We start from the raw sequence: 19,908 nt of genomic DNA on the forward strand, positions 1-19,908 counted from the left end.
CCTGCCCCGGCCTTTTCGCGGGTGAACCCGCTCCCACAGGGATATCACCGACCCTTGTGGGAGCGGGTTTACCCGCGAAGAGGCCGGCACGGGTTTACGCCAAAGGCCGGCTATGCGGAAACAGCAGGTCGATAAACCGCTCGGCCGTGGGCTGTGGTTCATGGTTGGCCAACCCGGCACGTTCGTTGGCCTCGATGATCACGTACTCCGGTTGCCCGGCATCGCGCACCATGAAGTCCAACCCCACCACCGGTATCTCCAGTGCCCGGGCAGCGCGCACGGCCGCATCGGCCAGCACAGGGTGCAGGCGTTCGGTGACGTCTTCCAGGGTGCCGCCAGTGTGCAGGTTGGCGGTGCGCCGCACGGCCAGGTGCTGGCCTGCGGGCAATACGTGGTCATAGCCAACACCTGCTGCACGCAGGGTGCGCTCGGTTTCTTCGTCCAGCGGAATACGGCTTTCACCACCGGTAGCGGCCTGGCGCCGGCGGCTCTGGGCGTCGATCAGCTGGCGTACGTTGTGCTTGCCATCGCCCAGCACCTGCGCCGGGTGGCGAATGGCCGCCGCCACCACTTCGTAGCCGATCACCACGATGCGCAGGTCGAACCCGGCATGGAAGCTTTCCAGCAGCACGCGGTTGTCGAACTGGCGGGCGTGCGCCACGGCATGGGTGATGTCGTCGATGCAGGTCAGGTTCACCGCCACGCCCTGGCCTTGCTCGCCATCCACCGGCTTGACCACCACCGCGCCATGCTCGTCGAGAAACGCCAGGTTGTCGTCGGCATTGCCGGCCAGTTGCTGGGCCGGTACCTGCAGCCCGGCGTTATGCAGGGCATGCTGGGTCAGGCGCTTGTCCTGGCACAGGGTCATGGTCACGGCGCTGGTCAGGTCGCTGAGCGACTCACGGCAGCGAATGCGCCGCCCGCCCAGGCTGAGGGTGAACAGCCCGCCAGCGGCATCGTCCACCTGCACCTCGATACCCCGGCGCAGCGCCTCGTCGACGATGATACGCGCGTACGGGTTAAGCCCGGCCTCGGGGCCTGGGCCGAGGAACAGCTGCTGGTTGATGCCGTTCTTGCGCTTGACCGCAAAGGTCGGCAGGTTGCGAAAGCCGAGCTTCTGGTACAGGCGCTTGGCCTGGCGGTTGTCGTGCAGCACCGACAGGTCCAGGTAGGCCAGGCCGCGGCTCATGAAGTGCTCGATCAGGTGGCGCACCAGCACTTCACCCACGCCGGGGCGCGTACAGTGCGGGTCTACTGCCAGGCACCACAGGCTGCTGCCGTGCTCCGGGTCGTCGAATGCCTTGGAGTGGTTCAGGCCCATGACGCTACCGATCACCGCGCCGCTGTCTTCGTCCTCGGCCAGCCAGTACACCGGGCCGCCAAGGTGCCGGGGGGTGAGCAGTTCGGCATCGACCGGCAGCATGCCACGTGCCTGGTACAGGGTATTGATCGCCTGCCAGTCGGCCGGGTTCTGTGCCCGGCGTACGCGGAAACCACGGAACACCCGCTGCGCCGGGCGGTAGTCGGTAAACCACAGGCGCAGGGTGTCGGACGGGTCGAGGAACAATTGCTGCGGGGCCTGTGCCAGCAACTGCTGTGGCGCCGCCACGTACAAGGCGATATCGCGCTCGCCGGGGCGTTCGTCGAGCAGGTCGGTGGCCAGGCTGGCCGGGTCGGGGTAAGTGTGGCCGATCAGCAGCCGACCCCAGCCGCAATGCACCGCGCGCGGCTGGTCGTGGGGCTGGCTGCCGTCGCCGGCCAGGCGCGCCTGCAGGCGCTCGTAGGACGGCGCCTGGCCGCGTAGCAGGCGCTGACCGTAAGCGATTTCGTGGGCTTTCATCAGTCAGATTCCTTGTTCGCTCAACCACAGGTTCAGCGCCGCCAGCTGCCACAGTTTGGACCCGCGCAGCGGCGTCAGTTGGCCGTGCGGGTTGCTCAGCAGGCGGTCGAGCATGGCCGGGTTGAACAGCCCACGGTCCTGGCTGGGGTCGGTCAGCAGCTCACGTACCCAGCCCAGGGTGGCGCCTTCCAGGTGCTTCAGGCCCGGTACCGGGAAGTAGCCCTTCTTGCGGTCGATCACCTCGTGCGGGATCACCCGCCGCGCCGCCTGCTTGAGCACCTGCTTGCCGCCGTCGGGCAGCTTGAAGCGCGCCGGGATGCGCGCCGACAGCTCCACCAGGCGGTAGTCGAGGAACGGCGTGCGCGCCTCCAGGCCCCAGGCCATGGTCATGTTGTCCACCCGCTTGACCGGGTCGTCGACCAGCATCACCGTGCTGTCCAGGCGCAGGGCCTTGTCCACCGCATGCGGTGCGCCGGGGCGGGCGAAGTGCTCGCGCACGAAGTCACCGGCGGCGTCGGTTTCCAGCAGCCAGGGTGCCTGTACGGTGTCGCGGTACTCGGCGTGGCTGCGGTCGAAGAAGGCCTCGCGGTAGGCGGCATAGGCATCCTCGGCGCCGTCTACTTGCGGGTACCAGTGGTAGCCGGCGAACAGCTCATCCGCGCCCTGGCCGCTTTGCACGCCCTTGCAGTGCCTGGCCACTTCCCGCGACAGCAGGTAGAAGGCGATGCAGTCGTGGCTGACCATCGGCTCGCTCATGGCGCGGAACGCCGCTGGCAGCTGGTCGATGATTTCGTGCTCGGCAATGCGCAGCTGGTGGTGGCGGGTGCCGTAGTGCCTGGCGATCAGGTCGGAATACTGGAACTCGTCGCCGCGCTCGCCGCCGGCATCCTCAAAGCCGATGGAGAAGGTCGACAGGTCATCCACACCCACTTCGCGCAGCAGGCCGACCAGCAGGCTGGAGTCGACCCCGCCAGACAGCAGCACACCAACATCCACGGCAGCCCGCTGGCGGATGGCCACGGCGTCGCGGGTGGCGTCGAGCACACGGGTGGTCCAGCCTTCCAGGTCCAGCTCACGCTCATCAGGGTTGGCGCCGTATTTCAGCTGCCACCAGGTCTGGCGTTCTACTTCGCCATGGCGGTCGATGCGCATCCAGGTGCCGGGCTCAAGCTTTTGCACATTGGCCAGCAGGGTGCGCGGGGCCGGCACCACGGCGTGGAAGTTCAGGTAGTGGTTGAGCGCCACCGGGTCGAGCATCGGGTCGATGTCGCCGCCCTTGAGCAGCGCTGGCAAGGTCGAGGCAAAGCGCAGGCGCTCGCCGTTGCGCGACAGGTACAGGGGTTTGACGCCCAAGCGGTCGCGGGCGAGAAACAGGCGCTGGTTGTCGCGCTCCCAGATGGCCAGGGCGAACATGCCGTTGAGCTTGGGCAGCAGCGCCGCGCCCCAGGCGTGGTAGCCCTTGAGCAGCACCTCGGTGTCGCCGTCGGACCAGAAGTTGTAGCCCAGGGCCTGCAGTTCCTGGCGCAGTTCGGGGAAGTTGTAGATGGCGCCATTGAAGGCCAGCGACAGGCCCAGGGTGTTGTCGACCATCGGCTGCGCCGAGCCGTCGGACAGGTCCATGATTTTCAGGCGCCGATGGCCGAGGGCAATCGGCCCCTGGCTATGGAAGCCCCAGGCATCCGGGCCGCGAGGCGCCAGGTGGTGGGTGATGCGCTCTACCGCAGCCAGGTCGGCTGGGCGAGGGGCTTGGTCGATGGGGGTGAAACGCAACTCTCCTGCTAATCCGCACATAGGTCCTTACCGGTTTTTCCGTTGGGGAGGGGGCGCCCTGGATTTGGGCACCTTAAGGAACTGACCTATGTGGTTTGTGAGAGTTTTAGAACAATCTGTTATAAGGCATGAGGGCTTGGGGGCGCTTTGCGCCCCAATCGCGACACAAGGCCGCTCCCACAGGATCACCACAGGCCTGAGGCTTGCGCGGCTCCTGTGGGAGCGGCCTTGTGTCGCGAATGGGCTGCGCAGCAGCCCTCGGCCTTGTCACTTACCTCGGATAAGCTTGCGCAAGGCAAACCGGTTCGGATGACAAGCCTCAGCCACCGCCCGCGGCAACGGCAGCGGTTCCCGGCACACCCAGGCCGCCACCAGTTCACCGCTCAACGGCGCCGTGATCAACCCGCGCGAGCCGTGCCCGCTGTTCACATACAGCCCGCCCAGCCACGGGCAGGTCACATCTGGCACCTGTCGCGCATCCCGGCCCAGCACCGCATAGGCCTCGGCAAACGCCTGCCCATCGGCCACCGGCCCGACAATTGGCAAGTAGTCCGGGCTGGTGCAACGAAATGCCGCACGCCCCTGTAACTGCTCAGCGTCCAACTCGGCCGCGCCCAGCCGCTGGGCCAAATCAGTGGAGATCTCATCCAGCAACGCCAGGTTGCCCTGGTGCTCGGCCACCGTCGGCGCCAGGTCTTCACTGTGGAAATCAAAGCTCGCGCCCAGGGTGTGCTCACCCCCGCGCGGCGGAGCCACATAGCCCTCCGCGCACACCACGGTGCGTAGCGCCCGGCTGCTGGCGGTGGCCGGCAAGCGGGTGATCTGCCCACGGATGCGCTTGAGCGGCAATGCTGCACACGCTTCGAAGCGCCGCACCTCGGCAGCGCCGGCCAGGACCACCACCGGCGCGCTTGCCAGCAGGCGCTCGCCCGCCCAGGCCTGCCACAGGTCACCGACCTTGCGCAGCTCGATGACTTCCTGATGGGTCACCAGGCGAATGCCCGGGTGCTGCAACTGCTGCTGGCACAGCGCAGGCGGGTGCACCCAGCCGCCTTCGGGGTAAAACAGCCCGCCAGCCGGCAAGGCCACCCCGGCGATGGCTTCAGCCTCTGCTCGCCCCAGCGAGTGCAGCAGGTTGTGATCGAAAGCAGCGGCCAGCTTGCCCTGGCGCTCGGCCTCCTTGCTGTCGAAGGCCAGCTGCAGCACCCCGCAGGCATCCCAGTCATGGCCACGCTGCAGGCGCTCCAGCTGGCGCCGCGTATAGCCAAAGCCGGACAGGATCATCTGCGACAGCGCCGTACCATAGGCAGACAGCTTGAGGTACAGCACCCCTTGCGGGTTGCCAGAGGCTTCCCGGGCCGGGGCATCGTGGCGCTCCAGCACGGTGACCTGCCAGCCGCGCCGTGCCAGGCTGGCGGCACTGGTGCTGCCGGCAAGCCCGGCACCGATCACCAGGGCTTCACGTGGCCCCTGTACGGCAGGTGGGCGCGCGTACCAAGGTGCGCTGGCACAGGGCAGGGGGCCCACGTAGGCGCCGCTCATTACCTCCCACTTCTTGCCGATGCCCGGCACCTTTTTCATGGCGAAGCCGGCTTCGACCAGGCTGCGGCGTACCCAGCCGGTGGTGGTGAAAGTGCCCAGCACCGTGCCTGGGTGCGACAACCGCGCCAGCTGCGCGAACAGCTCCGGGGTCCACATGTCGGGGTTCTTGGCCGGGGCGAAACCGTCGAGGAACCACACGTCGATCTGCGCATCCAGTTGCGGCAGCTGTTCCAGCACATCGCCAATCAACAGGGTGAGGGTGACCCTGCCGTTGTCGAAGGTGAACTGCTGAAAACCCGGGTGCACTGCCACGTACTGCTCCAGCAACGGCTCGGTATAGGCGGCAAGTTCAGGCCACAGGCGTACTGCACGGAGCATGTCAGCGCGGCCGAGGGGGTATTTTTCGACACTGACGAAGTGCAGCCGCGCGTCGCTGTGCGCGTGCTCGGCAAATAACTGCCAGGCGCAGAAAAAGTTCATGCCGGTGCCAAAGCCGGTTTCGCCGATCACCATGCAGGCGTGCGGCTCAAGGTTGGCAAAACGCTCGGCCAGGCGGGTCTGGCCGAGGAACACGTGCTTGGTTTCTTCGATGCCTTCGTTGACCGCGAAGTAGACGTCGTCGTACTGCCGCGAATGGGGGCGGCCCTGGTCGTCCCAGTCGATCTGGGCGTGCTGGAGGAGGGTGGACATGGTTGGCTCGGTTGCAGCAGATGGGCGGATTTTATGCCATCCGCAGAACCTGTGGGAGCGGGTTCACCCGCGAAGAGGCCCGTACAGGCAGAAATGAAATCCGCTAGTCTTGCTTATCCATTGAAGGAGCCAGTGCATGTTCGAATCCGCCGAAATCGGCCACAGCATCGACAAGGAGGCTTACGACGCCGAGGTACCCGCTTTGCGCGAGGCCCTGCTCGAAGCCCAGTACGAACTCAAACAGCAAGCGCGCTTCCCGGTGATCGTGCTGATCAACGGCATTGAAGGCGCTGGCAAGGGTGAGACGGTAAAACTGCTCAACGAGTGGATGGACCCGCGCATGATCGATGTGCTCACCTTCGACCAGCAGACCGACGAGGAATTGGCCCGGCCACCGGCTTGGCGCTACTGGCGGGCCTTGCCACCGAAGGGGCGGATGGGCGTGTTCTTCGGCAACTGGTACAGCCAGATGCTGCAGGGGCGGGTGCATGGGGTGTTCAAGGATGCCGTGCTCGACCAGGCCATCACCGGCGCTGAACGCCTGGAGCAGATGCTTTGCGATGAAGGTGCGCTGATCATCAAGTTCTGGTTCCACCTGTCCAAGAAGCAGATGAAGGCGCGGCTGAAATCGCTCAAGGACGACCCGCTGCACAGCTGGAAGATCAGCCCGCTGGACTGGCAGCAGTCAGAAACCTACGACCGTTTCGTGCGCTTTGGCGAGCGCGTGCTGCGCCGTACCAGCCGCGACTATGCGCCGTGGCATATCATTGAAGGGGTAGACCCGAATTACCGCAGCCTGGCGGTGGGGCGCATCCTGCTGGAGAGCCTGCAAGCCGCGCTGGCCAACAACCCCAAGGGCAAGCACAAGGGCAATGTCGCCCCGCTGGGCCGCAGCATCGACGACCGCAGCCTGCTCGGCGCGCTGGACATGACCCTGCGCCTGGACAAGGCCGACTACCAGGAACAGCTGGTCACCGAACAGGCGCGCCTGGCCGGCCTGCTGCGCGACAAGCACATGCGCCGCCATGCTCTGGTGGCGGTGTTCGAAGGCAACGACGCGGCTGGCAAGGGCGGAGCCATCCGCCGTGTGGCAGCAGCACTGGACCCGCGCCAGTACCGCATCGTGCCGATTGCCGCGCCCACCGAAGAAGAGCGCGCGCAGCCTTACCTGTGGCGGTTCTGGCGGCATATTCCGGCGCGCGGCAAGTTCACCATCTTCGACCGCTCGTGGTATGGCCGGGTGCTGGTGGAGCGGATAGAGGGCTTCTGCACCCCGGCCGACTGGATGCGCGCCTACAGCGAGATCAACGACTTTGAGGAGCAGTTGGTGAATGCCGGCGTGGTGGTGGTCAAGTTCTGGCTGGCGATTGACCAGCAGACCCAGCTGGAGCGTTTCCAGGAGCGTGAACAGATTCCGTTCAAGCGCTACAAGATCACCGAGGATGACTGGCGCAACCGCGAAAAGTGGGGCGACTACACCCAGGCAGTGGGCGACATGGTCGACCGCACCAGCAGCGAGATTGCGCCATGGACGCTGGTGGAGGCCAACGACAAGCGCTGGGCCCGGGTGAAGGTATTGCGCACCATCAACCAGGCGCTTGAGGCGGCGTTTGCCAAGGACAAGAAATAGCCAAGGTTGATGGTGCCTGGTACGGCCTCTTCGCGGGTAAACCCGCTCCAACAGGTACCTCACAATGTTCGGGCCTGTGGTGATCCTGTGGGAGCGGGTTCACCCGCGAAGAGGCCAGCAAAGGCAACCCACCAGCCAAGCCATGCCCCGGAAGAATGACCTGATGAATTCTTTTCTCGGCACTCACCATCGCCCCCGCCCTCCAAGCCCGTAGAATTCAACAACCCCCACCACGGGCTTGATCGAGGACACTATGCACACCACTTCCGGCCGCTGGGGCTATGGCCTGTTCCTGGCCCTTCTGACGGCACTGCTCTGGGGCATCCTGCCGATCAAGCTCAAACAGGTGCTGCAGGTGGTCGACCCGATCACGGTCACCTGGTACCGCCTGCTGGTCTCCGGTGGCTTGCTGTTTGCCTGGTTGGCGGCCAAGCGGAGCCTACCGTCCTTCAGCAAACTGGCGCCCAAGGGCAAGGCGCTGGTGGCAGTTGCCGTGCTCGGCCTGATGGGCAACTACGTGCTGTACCTGATCGGCCTCAACCTGCTTAGCCCGGGCACCGCGCAGCTGGTGGTGCAGATTGGCCCGGTGCTGTTGCTGGTGGCCAGCGTATTCGTGTTCCGCGAGCGCTTCAGCCTGGGGCAGGGCGTGGGCCTGTTGATTCTGTTGGGCGGTTTTGGCCTGTTCTTCAACCAGCGCCTGGAAGAGCTGCTGACCTCGCTCGGCACCTACACCACTGGCGTGCTGACCATCTTGCTGGCCACCAGCATCTGGGTGTTCTACGCCCTGAGCCAGAAACAGCTGCTGACGGTGTGGCAGTCGCAGCAGGTAATGATGGTGATCTACCTGAGCTGCGCCGCGCTGCTCACGCCCTGGGTGCACCCGCTGGAGGCGCTGCAGCTGACCCCGGTGCAGGGCTGGTTGTTGCTGGCTTGCTGCCTGAACACCCTGGTGGCTTATGGCGCGTTTGCCGAGGCGCTGGCGCACTGGGAGGCGTCGCGGGTGAGTGCCACCCTGGCGCTGACCCCGCTGGTGACCTTTGTTGCGGTGGCGCTGGCGGCAGTGGTGTGGCCTGAGTATGTGCAGGCTGAGGACATCAATGCCCTGGGCTATGTGGGGGCGGTGACCGTGGTGCTGGGTTCGGCGCTGGTGGCATTGGGGCCGTCGCTGGTGGCCGGGTGGCGGGCGCGGCGGGCGCGGTTGGCGCAGGTTCATTGATCGCCTGTTCCGGCCCTTTCGCGGGTAAACCCGCTCCCACAGGGACCCCACAAGAGTCAGGACTGTGGTGATCCTGTGGGTGCGGGTTTACCCGCGAAGAGGCCGTCACAGGCTACAGTTCACTCAGCCCTTGCCCCCCGGCGCCAGCATGTTCTCCGGCCTCACCCACTGGTCGAACTGCTCATTGGTCAAATACTTCAACTCCAGCGCAGCCTCCCTCAGGGTCTTGCCCTCGCTGTAAGCCTTCTTGGCAATTTCCGCCGCCTTGTCATAGCCAATATGCGGGTTCAACGCCGTCACCAGCATCAACCCGCGCTCCAGGTGCGCGGCCATCTGCTCGGCATCCGGCTCGATACCCGCCACGCAATGCTGCTGGAAGTTGCGGCAGCCATCGGCCAGCAGTTCGATCGACTGCAGCAGGTTGTGGATGATCACCGGCTTGAACACGTTCAACTGCAAATGCCCCTGGCTTGCGGCAAAGCCGATGGCCGCGTCGTTGCCCAGCACCTGGCAGGCAAGCATCGATAGCGCTTCACACTGGGTAGGGTTGACCTTGCCCGGCATGATCGAACTGCCCGGCTCGTTGGCTGGCAAGCGCACTTCGGCCAGCCCGGCGCGCGGGCCTGAACCCAGCAGGCGCAGGTCGTTGGCGATTTTCATCAGGGCCACGGCCAGCGTTTTCAGGGCGCCGGCCAGGCTGGTCAGCGGTTCGTGGCCGGCGAGGGCGGCAAACTTGTTCGGCGCAGTGACGAACGGTAAGCCAGACTCTGCCGCCAGCTCGGCGGCGATGGCTTCGGCAAAACCGTGCGGGGCGTTTAGCCCGGTACCCACGGCGGTGCCGCCCTGGGCCAGTTCGCACACTGCCGGCAGGGTGGCGCGGATGGCGCGCTGGGCGTATTCCAGCTGGGCGACGAAGGCAGACACCTCCTGGCCGAAGGTGATCGGCGTGGCATCCATCATGTGCGTGCGGCCAGTCTTCACCAGCTTGTGATGGCGCGCCGACAGTTCGGCCAACCCCGAGGACAGTTCGGTGATCGCCGGCAACAGTTTTCCGTGCACCGCCTGGGCTGCGGCAATGTGCATGGCGGTGGGGAAGCAGTCGTTGGAGCTCTGCGAGCGGTTGACGTGGTCATTGGGGTGCACCGGAGCCTTGCCGCCACGGCCCTTGCCAGCCAGTTCGTTGGCGCGCCCGGCAATGACCTCGTTGACGTTCATGTTGCTCTGGGTGCCGCTGCCAGTCTGCCAGACCACCAGCGGGAACTGGTTATCGTGCTGGCCAGCCAGCACTTCGTCGGCGGCCTGCTCGATCAGCCGGGCGATGTCGGCCGGCAGGTCGCCGTTGCGGTCGTTGACGCGCGCTGCGGCCTTCTTGATCAGCGCCAGGGCGTGCAGTACCGCGAGGGGCATGCGTTCCTTGCCAATGGCGAAGTTGATCAGCGAACGTTGGGTCTGCGCACCCCAGTAGGCGTCCTCCGGAACTTCGACCGGGCCCAGGCTGTCTGTCTCGATACGGCTCATTCTGTACGCACTCCTGTGTGGTTCGAATTCGCAGTTTAGGCCCTGATTCGACCGAGCGGTTCCGTCGCTCGTCGTGCCACTTGAGCACATCGCCACCACGGCGCAGAATGCTCTACTCTGAGGTACCCGCCTCCCTCTCTTTGAAGGAAATGCAATGACCCGTCTCCGTGTCCTTTGTGCCGCCGTTGCCCTGGCTTGCGCCAGTGGCCAGGTACTTGCTGCCACCGCCAGCCACAACGCTGCTGCCGAGAAGTTCCTGACCCTGGCCAACGCCGACAAGCTGGGCACCCCGGTGTACATGCAGGTGCAGCAGATGTTTGCCCAGCGTTTTGCCCAGACCAAGGCCCCGGCCACCAAGCAGCCAGTGCTGGAAAGCTACCAGGCCAAGGCCAACGCCGCGCTGGACAACGCCATTGGCTGGAACAAGCTGAAGCCGAAGATGGTCGACCTGTACACCCAGACCTTCACCGAGCAAGAGCTCAAGGATCTGGTCAAGTTCTACGAATCGCCGCTGGGCAAGAAAGTGCTGCGTGAAATGCCCAAGGTTACCCAGCAATCGGCGCAGCTGACCCAGCAGAGCCTGGAGCCAGCGGTACCGGTAGTGAACAAGCTGCTGGAAGACATGACCAAGGAACTGGACCCGAACGCTGGCAAGGCCGCCGCCCCCGCGAAGAAGTGAGTACGCCGCGATGACCATGCAACAGCGTATCGAACAGCAGCTGGCCGCCCTGGCGCCGCAACACCTGCAAGTGCTCAATGAAAGCCACATGCACAGTCGTGGTCAGGAGACCCACTACAAGGCAGTGATCGTCAGCGAGCAGTTTGCCGGGTTGAACAGCGTCAAGCGCCACCAGAAGGTGTACGCCACCATGGGCGAGCTGATGGGCGAGATCCATGCCCTGGCCATCCACACCTACACCGCCGAAGAGTGGGCCAAGGTCGGCGTTGCACCAGCCTCGCCGGTGTGCGCGGGCGGCGGGCACTGAAACCTTTCTGTTGTTCTGGTAGAATCTTGCAAAATCCGGGGGCCGCTTTGCGGCCCTTTCGCGACACAAGGCCGCTCCTACAGGAATATGCATTCCCCTGTGGGAGCGGCCTTGTGTCGCGAAAGGGGCGCGAAGCGGCCCCATGCTTTTTTCAAGTCAAACCACGGTTCGCCCCTTACGAGGGCACCCACCTGGAGATTCACCGCAAATGTCCCAAGCCATCGTCGTCGCGGCGCTGTACAAGTTCGTCACCCTGGAAGACTACGTCGAGTTGCGTGAGCCACTGCTCAAGGCCATGCTCGACAATGATGTCAAAGGCACCCTGCTGCTGGCCCACGAGGGCATCAACGGCACCGTGTCGGCCACCCGCGAAGGCATCGATGGCCTGCTGGCCTGGCTGCGCAACGACCCGCGCCTGGTCGATGTCGACCATAAAGAGTCGTACTGCGACGAACAGCCGTTCTACCGCACCAAGGTCAAGCTCAAGAAAGAGATCGTCACCCTCGGCGTGCCGGGCGTAGACCCCAACCAGGCAGTCGGCACCTACGTCGAGCCCAAGGACTGGAACGCCCTGATCAGCGACCCGGAAGTGCTGCTGATCGACACCCGCAACGACTATGAAGTGGCCATCGGCACCTTCAAGGGCGCCATCGACCCGAAGACCGAAACCTTCCGCGAGTTCCCCGACTACATCAAGGCCAACTTCGACCCCAGCAAGCACAAGAAAGTTGCCATGTTCTGCACCGGCGGCATCCGTTGCGAAAAAGCTTCCAGCTACATGCTCGGTGAAGGCTTCGAGGCGGTCTATCATCTTAAGGGCGGCATCCTGAAGTACTTCGAGGAAGTGCCTCAGGAACAAAGCCTGTGGGACGGCGACTGCTTCGTCTTCGACAACCGCGTCACGGTGCGCCATGACCTGAGCGAAGGCGAGTACGACCAGTGCCACGCCTGCCGCCACCCAATCAATGCAGAGGAGCGCGCGTCCGAGCACTATTCGCCAGGTGTCAGCTGCCCGCATTGCTGGGACACCTTGAGCGAAAAGACCCGGCGCAGTGCCATCGACCGGCAGAAGCAGATCGAGCTGGCCAAGGCCCGCAACCTGCCGCACCCGATCGGTTACAACTACAAAGCCGAGGCCTGATGCATGTCTGCACGCCTGATCTATGTGATGGACCCGATGTGCTCCTGGTGCTGGGGTTTCGCGCCAGTGGCTGCGGCCCTGATCGCCCAGGCGCGTGAGGCAGGCGTGCCCACCCGCCTGGTGACGGGCGGGCTGCGTACTGGCGGCAGCGCCTTGGACAGCTCCACCCGCAAGTACATCCTCGAGCACTGGCAGGCAGTGGCAGAAGCCACCGGCCAGCCGTTCCGCTTCGAGGGCGCCATGCCTGACGGCTTTGTCTACGACACCGAGCCAGCCTGCCGTGCCCTGGTCACCGCCCGTGAGCTGGACGCCGAGCGCGTCTGGCCGTTGCTGGCGCTGATCCAGCGCTCGTTCTACCAGCAGGGCGTGGATGTAACCACGGCGCCGCAACTGGTAGAGCTGGCTGAGCAGGCGGGCTTCGACCGTGCCGTGTTCGCCGAGGCCTTTGCCCGTGCCGACACGCGCGCCGCCACCGCGGCCGATTTCAGCTGGGCCCAGGACCTGGGTATCGCCGGTTTCCCGACCCTGCTGGCCGAGCGCAATGGCCAACTGGCCCTGCTGACCAATGGCTACCAGCCGCTGGAGCGCCTGCAACCCTTGCTCGGCCGCTGGCTGCAGCAGGCCGTCTGTGCTTGATCTGCCTGGGTCACCCGACCCGGTGCCGGGCAAGCCTCATACTGCGGCCGATCGACTGAGCTGGGCGGAAATCCGCCGCCTGGCCCTGCATCACAAGAAAAACCTCTGGTCCGCCAACCTTATCGCCGTGCTGGCGGCCTGCTGCAGCGTGCCCATCCCGCTGCTGCTGCCGCTGCTGGTGGACGAAGTGCTGCTTGGCCATGGCGATGCTGCGCTGAAGTGGATGAACCACCTGCTGCCTTCCAGCTGGCAAGTGGCAGCCGGTTACATCGGGCTGATGCTGGCGCTCACCCTGTGCCTGCGCCTGGCCGCCCTGGCGTTCAACGTGATCCAGGCCAAGCTGTTCGCTGGCCTGGCCAAGGACATCGTCTACCGGCTGCGTATTCGCCTGATCGAGCGGCTCAAGCGCATTTCGCTGAAGGAATACGAAAGCCTGGGCAGCGGCACGGTCACCACCCACCTGGTCACCGACCTGGATACCCTCGACAAGTTCGTCGGTGAAACCCTCAGCCGTTTCCTGGTGGCCATGCTGACCCTGACCGGCACGGCGGCGATCCTGATCTGGATGCACTGGCAGCTGGCCTTGCTGATTTTGCTGTTCAACCCGCTGGTGATCTACTTCACCGTGCAGTTGGGCAAGCGCGTCAAGCACCTGAAAAAGCTGGAAAACGACAGCACTGCGCGCTTTACCCAGGCGCTGGCGGAAACCCTCGATGCCATCCAGGAAATCCGCGCCGGCAACCGCCAGGGCTACTTCCTCGGCCGTTTGGGCCTGCGTGCCCGCGAGGTGCGCGACTACGCGGTGGACTCACAATGGAAAAGCGATGCCAGTGGCCGTGCCAGTGGTCTGCTGTTCCAGTTCGGCATCGATATCTTCCGCGCGGCGGCGATGCTCACCGTGCTGTTTTCCGACCTGTCGATCGGCCAGATGCTGGCGGTGTTCAGCTACCTGTGGTTCATGATCGGCCCGGTGGAACAGCTGCTCAATCTGCAATACGCCTACTATGCCGCCGGTGGTGCGCTAAGCCGCCTCAACGAGTTGTTGGCGCGTGCCGACGAGCCGCAGTACCCGGCCGCCAGCGACCCGTTCGCCGGCCGCGAGACGGTAGGTATCGAAGTGCGCGACCTGCGCTTTGCCTATGCCGACGAACCGGTGCTCGAGCACCTGGACCTGTCCATTGCCCCAGGCGAGAAGGTCGCGATTGTCGGCGCCAGTGGCGGTGGTAAAAGCACCCTGGTGCAGCTGCTGTTGGGCCTGTACAGCGCCCAGGCCGGGACCATCCGCTTTGGTGGGGCCAGCCTGCAGGAAATAGGCCTGGAAACCCTGCGCGAAAACGTTGCGGTGGTGTTGCAGCACCCATCGCTGTTCAACGACAGCGTGCGCGCCAACCTGACCATGGGCCGCGATTGCAGCGACGATGCCTGCTGGCAGGCGCTGCGCATTGCCCAGCTGGATGCCACCATCGCTGCCTTGCCGCAGGGCCTGGACAGTGTGGTGGGGCGTTCTGGTGTGCGTTTGTCCGGTGGCCAGCGTCAGCGCCTGGCCATTGCCCGCATGGTGCTGGCCGAGCCCAAGGTGGTCATTCTCGATGAGGCAACCTCGGCCCTGGATGCCGCCACCGAGTACAACCTGCACCAAGCCCTGGCGCGCTTCCTTAGCGGCCGCACCACGCTTATCATTGCCCACCGGCTTTCGGCAGTGAAACAGGCCGATCGGGTGCTGGTGTTCGATGGCGGGCATGTAGCCGAGGATGGTGACCACCAGCAGCTGATTGCCGAGGGTGGGTTGTACGCCAAGCTTTATGGGCACCTGCAACAAAGCTGAATGTGTGCTTGCCTGTGCCGGCCCTGTCGCCGGCACAGGCTGTACAAAGCCTCCCGATTTCCTGTCATAAAAAACCCCACCACCACGATGGCAAATGGCCTACGCTGTGCTTGTCTGGGTTGATTTGCGCCTTATCTGCTCTGTGACAGGGAATCCATGAAGGGAAATCGCACTCTAGAAGCGCCAAAGTTGCTCGGTATCACCTGGCCCTTCATCGCCGTTGTGGTCCTCCAGGTGGCGCTGGGCAGCCTCAGCTTGTATACGCTCTCGGCCGTGCGCGCCTATGTCGCCGGTGAAAGCCTATGGTCCAAGGCGCAGAAAGACGCCATCTATTACCTCAACCTGTACGCCGAAACCCGCGACGACAGTACCTACCAGCGCTACCGCCAGGCCATCACCGTGCCCCAGGGCGACCACCAGCTGCGCGAGGTGCTCGACCAGTCGCCACCCGACCTGGACGCCGCACGCCAAGCGGTACTGCAAGGCGGCAACCACCCCGACGATGTCGAACAGATCATCTGGTTCTACCGCAATTTCCGTGATGTCAGCTACATGCAGACGGCCGTCGACTACTGGGACATCGGCGACGATTACCTGGCCAAGCTGGATGTCCTGGCTGTTGAAATGCACAAAAGCTTCACTGCTGGCCCGGTCGACGCACACACGATCAACGACTGGAAAGTGCGCATCGCCACCATCAACGAAGGGGTGACGCCGGCCGCCAAGGCGTTCAGCGATGCGTTGGGCGAAGGCTCGCGCATGCTGCTGCGGGTGCTGCTGGTCACCAATTTGTTTACAGCGATGTTTCTGATTGCCATCGCCTGGCGCCGTTCCAGCAAGTTGTTGGCCCAGCGCCAGGCCTTTGCCAACGCCCTGCAGGAAGAAAAGGAGCGGGCGCAAATTACCCTGCAGGCCATCGGCGATGCGGTGATTACCACCGATGTCGAGGGCAATATCGGCTACATGAACCCGGCCGCCGAACAACTGACCCACTGGCAGGCTGGCCAAGCCCAGGGCTTGCCGCTGTCGGCGCTGTTCAGCCTGGTCGACGAGCAGGCCGAGGAAGATGGCCGCAGCCTGGTCGAGCAGGTGCTCAGCGGCAGCCTCAAGGGCGGCGCCGAGCATGCCCGGCTGATCCAGCGCCTGGATGGCAGCACCGTGTCGATCAACCTGGTGGGCTCGCCCATCGTCAATGACGGCGTGGTCAACGGCATTGTGCTGGTGCTGCATGACATGACCCAGGAGCGCCAGTACATCGCCAACCTGTCCTGGCAGGCGACCCATGACGCCTTGACCGGCCTGGCCAACCGCCGCGAGTTCGAATACCGCCTGGAACAGGCACTCAACGGCCTGGCCCGCCAGGCCGGGCGGCATTCGCTGATGTTCCTTGACCTCGACCAGTTCAAGTTGGTCAACGACACCTGCGGCCATGCCGCCGGCGACGAGTTGCTGCGGCACATCTGTGCCGTGCTGCAGTCTGGCCTGCGCGAAGGCGACACCCTGGCGCGGCTGGGTGGCGATGAATTTGGCGTGCTGCTGGAAAACTGCCCGGCCGACCAGGCCGAGCGCATTGCCGAGCAACTGCGCCAGATGGTGCAGAGCCTGCACTTTGTGTGGAAGGGGCGGCCGTTCGTCACCACTGTCAGCGTCGGCCTGGTGCACATGGCCCAAGCCCCCGGCACCCTCGAAACCTCGCTGCGTGCCGCCGACATGGCCTGCTACATGGCCAAGGAAAAGGGCCGCAACCGCGTGCAGGTGTACCACGCCGACGACAGCGAACTTTCCATGCGCTTTGGCGAAATGGCCTGGATCCAGCGTTTGCATGTGGCCCTGGAAGAAAACCGCTTCTGCCTGTACGCCCAGGAAATTGCCCCGCTGAAAACCTTTGAAGGCCCGGGCCATATCGAGATCTTGCTGCGCCTGCATGACGAAAGCGGCCGCACCATCCTGCCCAGCAGCTTCATCCCGGCGGCCGAGCGCTACGGCCTGATGACCGCGCTGGACCGCTGGGTGGTACGCAATGTGTTCCTGGTGATCCGCCAGTGCCTGGACGAAGGGCGCGAGGGGCCGCTGTCGATCTGTGCAATCAACCTGTCGGGGTCGAGTATCGGTGACGACAAGTTCCTTGAGTACCTGCAGCGGCTGTTCGTCGAATACGCCATCCCGCCACGGATGATCTGTTTCGAAATCACCGAAACCAGCGCCATTGCCAACCTGGGCAGCGCCATCCGCTTCATCAACGAGTTGAAGGGGCTGGGCTGCCGCTTCTCGCTCGACGATTTCTGCGCGGGCATGTCGTCGTTCGCTTACCTCAAGCATTTGCCCGTGGATTACCTGAAGATCGACGGTAGTTTCGTCAAGGACATGCTCGACGACCCGGTCAACCGGGCCATGGTCGAGGTCATCAACCATATCGGCCACGTGATGGGTAAACGCACTATTGCCGAGTTCGTCGAAACCCCCTTGATCGAGCAGGCCTTGCAGGAAATTGGCGTGGATTACGCCCAGGGCTACCTGATTGAACGCCCCCAGGTGTTCACCTGTGACAGTCTGCAGCGCCAACGGATCGCCGCTCGGCCTCTGTTGCAGCGGGCACCTGGCACGTTTCGCTAGCTAGAAATCACAAGGATCAAGGAGCTGAAAGTGATTGATGCATTCGTTCGTATCGGGCCTTTGATGGACCCCGCCAGCTACCCCAAATGGGCCCAGCAACTGATTGAGGACTGCCGCGAGAGCAAACGCCGGGTAGTTGAGCATGAGTTCTACGCGCGCCTGCGCGATGGCCAGCTGAAGCAATCGACCATTCGCCAGTACCTGATCGGTGGCTGGCCGGTGGTGGAGCAATTCTCGCTGTACATGGCCCACAACCTGACCAAGACCCGCTATGGCCGGCATCAGGGCGAGGACATGGCGCGGCGCTGGCTGATGCGTAACATCCGCGTCGAGCTCAACCATGCCGACTACTGGGTGAACTGGTGCCAGGCGCACGGCGTGCACTTGCATGAATTGCAGGCCCAGGAAGTGCCGCCCGAACTGAATGGCCTGAACGACTGGTGCTGGCGCGTGTGTGCCACCGAGAACCTGGCCATTTCCATGGCGGCGACCAACTACGCCATTGAAGGTGCGACCGGCGAATGGTCGGCGGTAGTGTGCGCCACCGACACCTACGCGATGGGTTTCCCTGAGGAAGGGCGCAAGCGGGCGATGAAGTGGCTGAAGATGCACGCCCAGTATGACGACGCCCACCCGTGGGAGGCGCTGGAGATCATTTGTACCCTGGCCGGTGAAAACCCGAGCCTGGGGCTGCGCAACGAGCTGCGCAAGGCGATTTGCAAGAGTTACGACTGCATGTTCCTGTTCCTGGAGCGGTGCATGCAGCTGGAAGGGCGCCAGCAGGGGCGTATGCGCCCGGCGTTGGCCGCAGGCTGATCGCTTTCCTGTCCCGCCCCTTCGCGGGTGAACCCGCTCCCACACGATGATCACCGCCCATGAGGGCAGTGCAGTACCTGTGGGAGCGGGTTCACCCGCGAAAAAGCCAGTACAGGCAAAAACCTTACTGGGCGTTGAACGCCTGCCCATTCACCTCTTTGCTGTCCGGCCCCATCAGGTACAGGTACACCGGCATGATGTCTTCCGGCAGCGGGTTGTTCTGCGGGTTCTCGCTAGGGTACGCCTGCGCCCGCATCGCCGTGCGCGTGGCGCCCGGGTTGATGCTGTTGGAGCGTACCGGCGCCACGCCTTCCAGTTCGTCGGCCAGGGTTTGCATCAAGCCCTCGGTGGCGAACTTCGACACCCCATAGGCACCCCAGTAGGCCCGGCCCTTGCGCCCGACGCTGCTGCTGGTGAACACCACCGAGGCGTCTTCCGACAGCTTCAGCAGTGGCAGCAGGGTGCTGGTGAGCATGAAGGTGGCGTCGACGTTGATGTGCATCACGCGCATGAAGTTGTCGCCTGACAGCTGTTCCAGCGGCGTACGCGGGCCAATGATCGAGGCATTGTTGAGCAGGCCGTCAAGGCGGCCGAACTGCTCCTCGATCATTACCGCCAGTTCGTCGTACTGGTGGGGCAGGGCGGTTTCCAGGTTGAACGGGATGACCACCGGTTGTGGGTGCCCGGCGGCTTCGATCTGGTCGTAGACCTCGTTCAGGTTGGCCTCGGTCTTGCCCAGCAGCAGCACGGTGGCGCCCAGCGCGGCATAGGCCTTGGCGGCAGCGGCGCCGATGCCGCGGCCGGCACCGGTAACCAGGATGACCCGGCCTTGCAGCAGGCCGGGGCGGGCGGTGTAGTCGAACATCAGATTTTTCCCTTGTTCATTGGGCAGCGCCGAACCCTGTGGGAGCGGGCGAACCCGCGAACACCGGCAAAGCCGGTGCCATCCACCGCAGTGCCTGCTTCGCGGGCGCGCCCGCTCCCACAGGGTCGGTCGTCAGCCGTTGCAACTCAGCAGCCGCACAGCGCGCTGTCGATTACCTTGCGCAGTTCCAGCGGGTGGTCCACCACCACGTCGGCACCCCAGTTGTTGGGGTTGTCCTCTGGATGAATATAGCCGTAGCGCACGGCCGCCGTGCGGGTGCCGGCGTCGCGGCCAGACTCGATGTCACGCAGGTCGTCGCCAACGAACAGCACCGTGGCCGGGTCCAGGTCCAGGGTCTTGCAGGCCAGGATCAGCGGCTCGGGGTCGGGCTTGCTGTTTTTCACGTGGTCCGGGCAGATCAGCAGCGCCGAGCGCTCGGCCAGGCCCAGTTGCTGCATGATCGGCTCGGCGAAGCGCACCGGCTTGTTGGTGACCACGCCCCACAGCAGGTTGCCTTTCTCGATGTCGGCCAGCAGCTCGCCCATGCCATCGAACAGCTTGCTGTGCACCGCGCAGTCGCGTTGGTAACGCTCAAGGAATTCCAGGCGCAGGGCCTCGAAGCCTTCGGCCTCCGGGTCCATGGCGAAGGTGGCGGCGACCATGGCGCGCGCGCCACCGGAGATCACGTCGCGGATCAACTTGTCATCGACGGCCGGCAGGCCGCGCTCGGCGAGCATGGCCTGGCAGATGGCGATGAAGTCCGGCGCCGTGTCGAGCAAGGTGCCGTCCATGTCGAAGAGTACTGCTCGCAAACGCATGC

General features: G+C 64.4%; 15 protein-coding genes. 9 read left to right on the forward strand and 6 right to left on the reverse strand.

From position 1 onward, the window contains the following. Window positions 1-94 precede the first annotated feature (94 nt). From ngg to mnmC, 3 genes are all read right to left on the reverse strand, one after another. The gene (gene ngg / locus ABE456_RS11180) at window positions 95-1,840 is read right to left on the reverse strand and encodes an N-acetylglutaminylglutamine synthetase (protein WP_346643960.1); all 1,746 of its coding nucleotides are present in this window, start codon (window positions 1,838-1,840) and stop codon (window positions 95-97) included. 3 nt (window positions 1,841-1,843) lie between these two features. Continuing rightward, on the reverse strand, window positions 1,844-3,631 hold the full coding sequence (locus ABE456_RS11185) for an N-acetylglutaminylglutamine amidotransferase (RefSeq protein ID WP_346643961.1): 1,788 nt from the start codon (window positions 3,629-3,631) through the stop codon (window positions 1,844-1,846). Between the two features lie 246 nt (window positions 3,632-3,877). Continuing rightward, complete coding sequence (mnmC, locus tag ABE456_RS11190; RefSeq protein WP_346643962.1) at window positions 3,878-5,842, reverse strand: bifunctional tRNA (5-methylaminomethyl-2-thiouridine)(34)-methyltransferase MnmD/FAD-dependent 5-carboxymethylaminomethyl-2-thiouridine(34) oxidoreductase MnmC; 1,965 nt, start codon at window positions 5,840-5,842, stop codon at window positions 3,878-3,880. Between the two features lie 136 nt (window positions 5,843-5,978). Between mnmC and pap the strand changes: the two genes are divergently transcribed. Together pap and ABE456_RS11200 are read left to right on the forward strand one after the other, a co-directional pair. Next, complete coding sequence (gene pap / locus ABE456_RS11195) at window positions 5,979-7,472, forward strand: polyphosphate:AMP phosphotransferase (protein WP_346643963.1); 1,494 nt, start codon at window positions 5,979-5,981, stop codon at window positions 7,470-7,472. A 253-nt stretch (window positions 7,473-7,725) separates the two neighbouring features. Continuing rightward, window positions 7,726-8,688 carry a DMT family transporter gene (locus ABE456_RS11200; RefSeq protein ID WP_346643964.1) on the forward strand — a complete coding sequence of 321 codons (963 nt, stop codon included), beginning with the start codon at window positions 7,726-7,728 and terminating at the stop codon, window positions 8,686-8,688. Window positions 8,689-8,811: 123 nt separating this feature from the next. Here ABE456_RS11200 and ABE456_RS11205 read toward each other — a convergent pair whose 3' ends face one another. After that, entirely contained in the window at window positions 8,812-10,206 is a 1,395-nt protein-coding gene (locus ABE456_RS11205) for a class II fumarate hydratase (RefSeq protein ID WP_346643965.1), read from the reverse strand. 154 nt (window positions 10,207-10,360) lie between these two features. Between ABE456_RS11205 and ABE456_RS11210 the strand changes: the two genes are divergently transcribed. From ABE456_RS11210 to ABE456_RS11240, 7 genes are all read left to right on the forward strand, one after another. Further along, entirely contained in the window at window positions 10,361-10,885 is a 525-nt protein-coding gene (locus ABE456_RS11210; protein WP_114167997.1) for a DUF2059 domain-containing protein, read from the forward strand. Between the two features lie 10 nt (window positions 10,886-10,895). Continuing rightward, the gene (locus tag ABE456_RS11215) at window positions 10,896-11,192 is read left to right on the forward strand and encodes a BolA family protein (protein WP_003252644.1); all 297 of its coding nucleotides are present in this window, start codon (window positions 10,896-10,898) and stop codon (window positions 11,190-11,192) included. A gap of 208 nt (window positions 11,193-11,400) precedes the next feature. Next, window positions 11,401-12,333 carry a rhodanese-related sulfurtransferase gene (locus tag ABE456_RS11220; RefSeq protein WP_346643966.1) on the forward strand — a complete coding sequence of 311 codons (933 nt, stop codon included), beginning with the start codon at window positions 11,401-11,403 and terminating at the stop codon, window positions 12,331-12,333. A 3-nt stretch (window positions 12,334-12,336) separates the two neighbouring features. Further along, complete coding sequence (locus ABE456_RS11225; protein ID WP_346643967.1) at window positions 12,337-12,969, forward strand: DsbA family protein; 633 nt, start codon at window positions 12,337-12,339, stop codon at window positions 12,967-12,969. Beyond that, a complete protein-coding gene (locus ABE456_RS11230; RefSeq protein WP_346643968.1) occupies window positions 12,962-14,794 on the forward strand; it encodes an ABC transporter ATP-binding protein in 1,833 nt (610 codons plus the stop codon). Before ABE456_RS11225 ends, ABE456_RS11230 begins: the two co-directional genes overlap by 8 nt. Before the next feature lie 156 nt (window positions 14,795-14,950). Then, on the forward strand, window positions 14,951-17,407 hold the full coding sequence (locus ABE456_RS11235; protein WP_346643969.1) for an EAL domain-containing protein: 2,457 nt from the start codon (window positions 14,951-14,953) through the stop codon (window positions 17,405-17,407). A 30-nt stretch (window positions 17,408-17,437) separates the two neighbouring features. Further along, window positions 17,438-18,223, forward strand: a complete 786-nt coding sequence (locus ABE456_RS11240; RefSeq protein WP_346643970.1) for an iron-containing redox enzyme family protein — start codon at window positions 17,438-17,440, stop codon at window positions 18,221-18,223. A gap of 124 nt (window positions 18,224-18,347) precedes the next feature. Here ABE456_RS11240 and ABE456_RS11245 read toward each other — a convergent pair whose 3' ends face one another. Together ABE456_RS11245 and mupP are read right to left on the reverse strand one after the other, a co-directional pair. Then, window positions 18,348-19,088 (reverse strand): YciK family oxidoreductase, encoded by a 741-nt coding sequence (locus ABE456_RS11245; RefSeq protein WP_346643971.1) that lies wholly within the window; start codon window positions 19,086-19,088, stop codon window positions 18,348-18,350. A 146-nt stretch (window positions 19,089-19,234) separates the two neighbouring features. After that, the gene (gene mupP, locus ABE456_RS11250; RefSeq protein ID WP_346643972.1) at window positions 19,235-19,906 is read right to left on the reverse strand and encodes an N-acetylmuramic acid 6-phosphate phosphatase MupP; all 672 of its coding nucleotides are present in this window, start codon (window positions 19,904-19,906) and stop codon (window positions 19,235-19,237) included. Window positions 19,907-19,908 lie beyond the last annotated feature (2 nt).

Origin of the sequence: Pseudomonas sp. TWI929 (genome assembly GCF_039673335.1) — a bacterium.
Lineage (GTDB): Bacteria > Pseudomonadota > Gammaproteobacteria > Pseudomonadales > Pseudomonadaceae > Aquipseudomonas.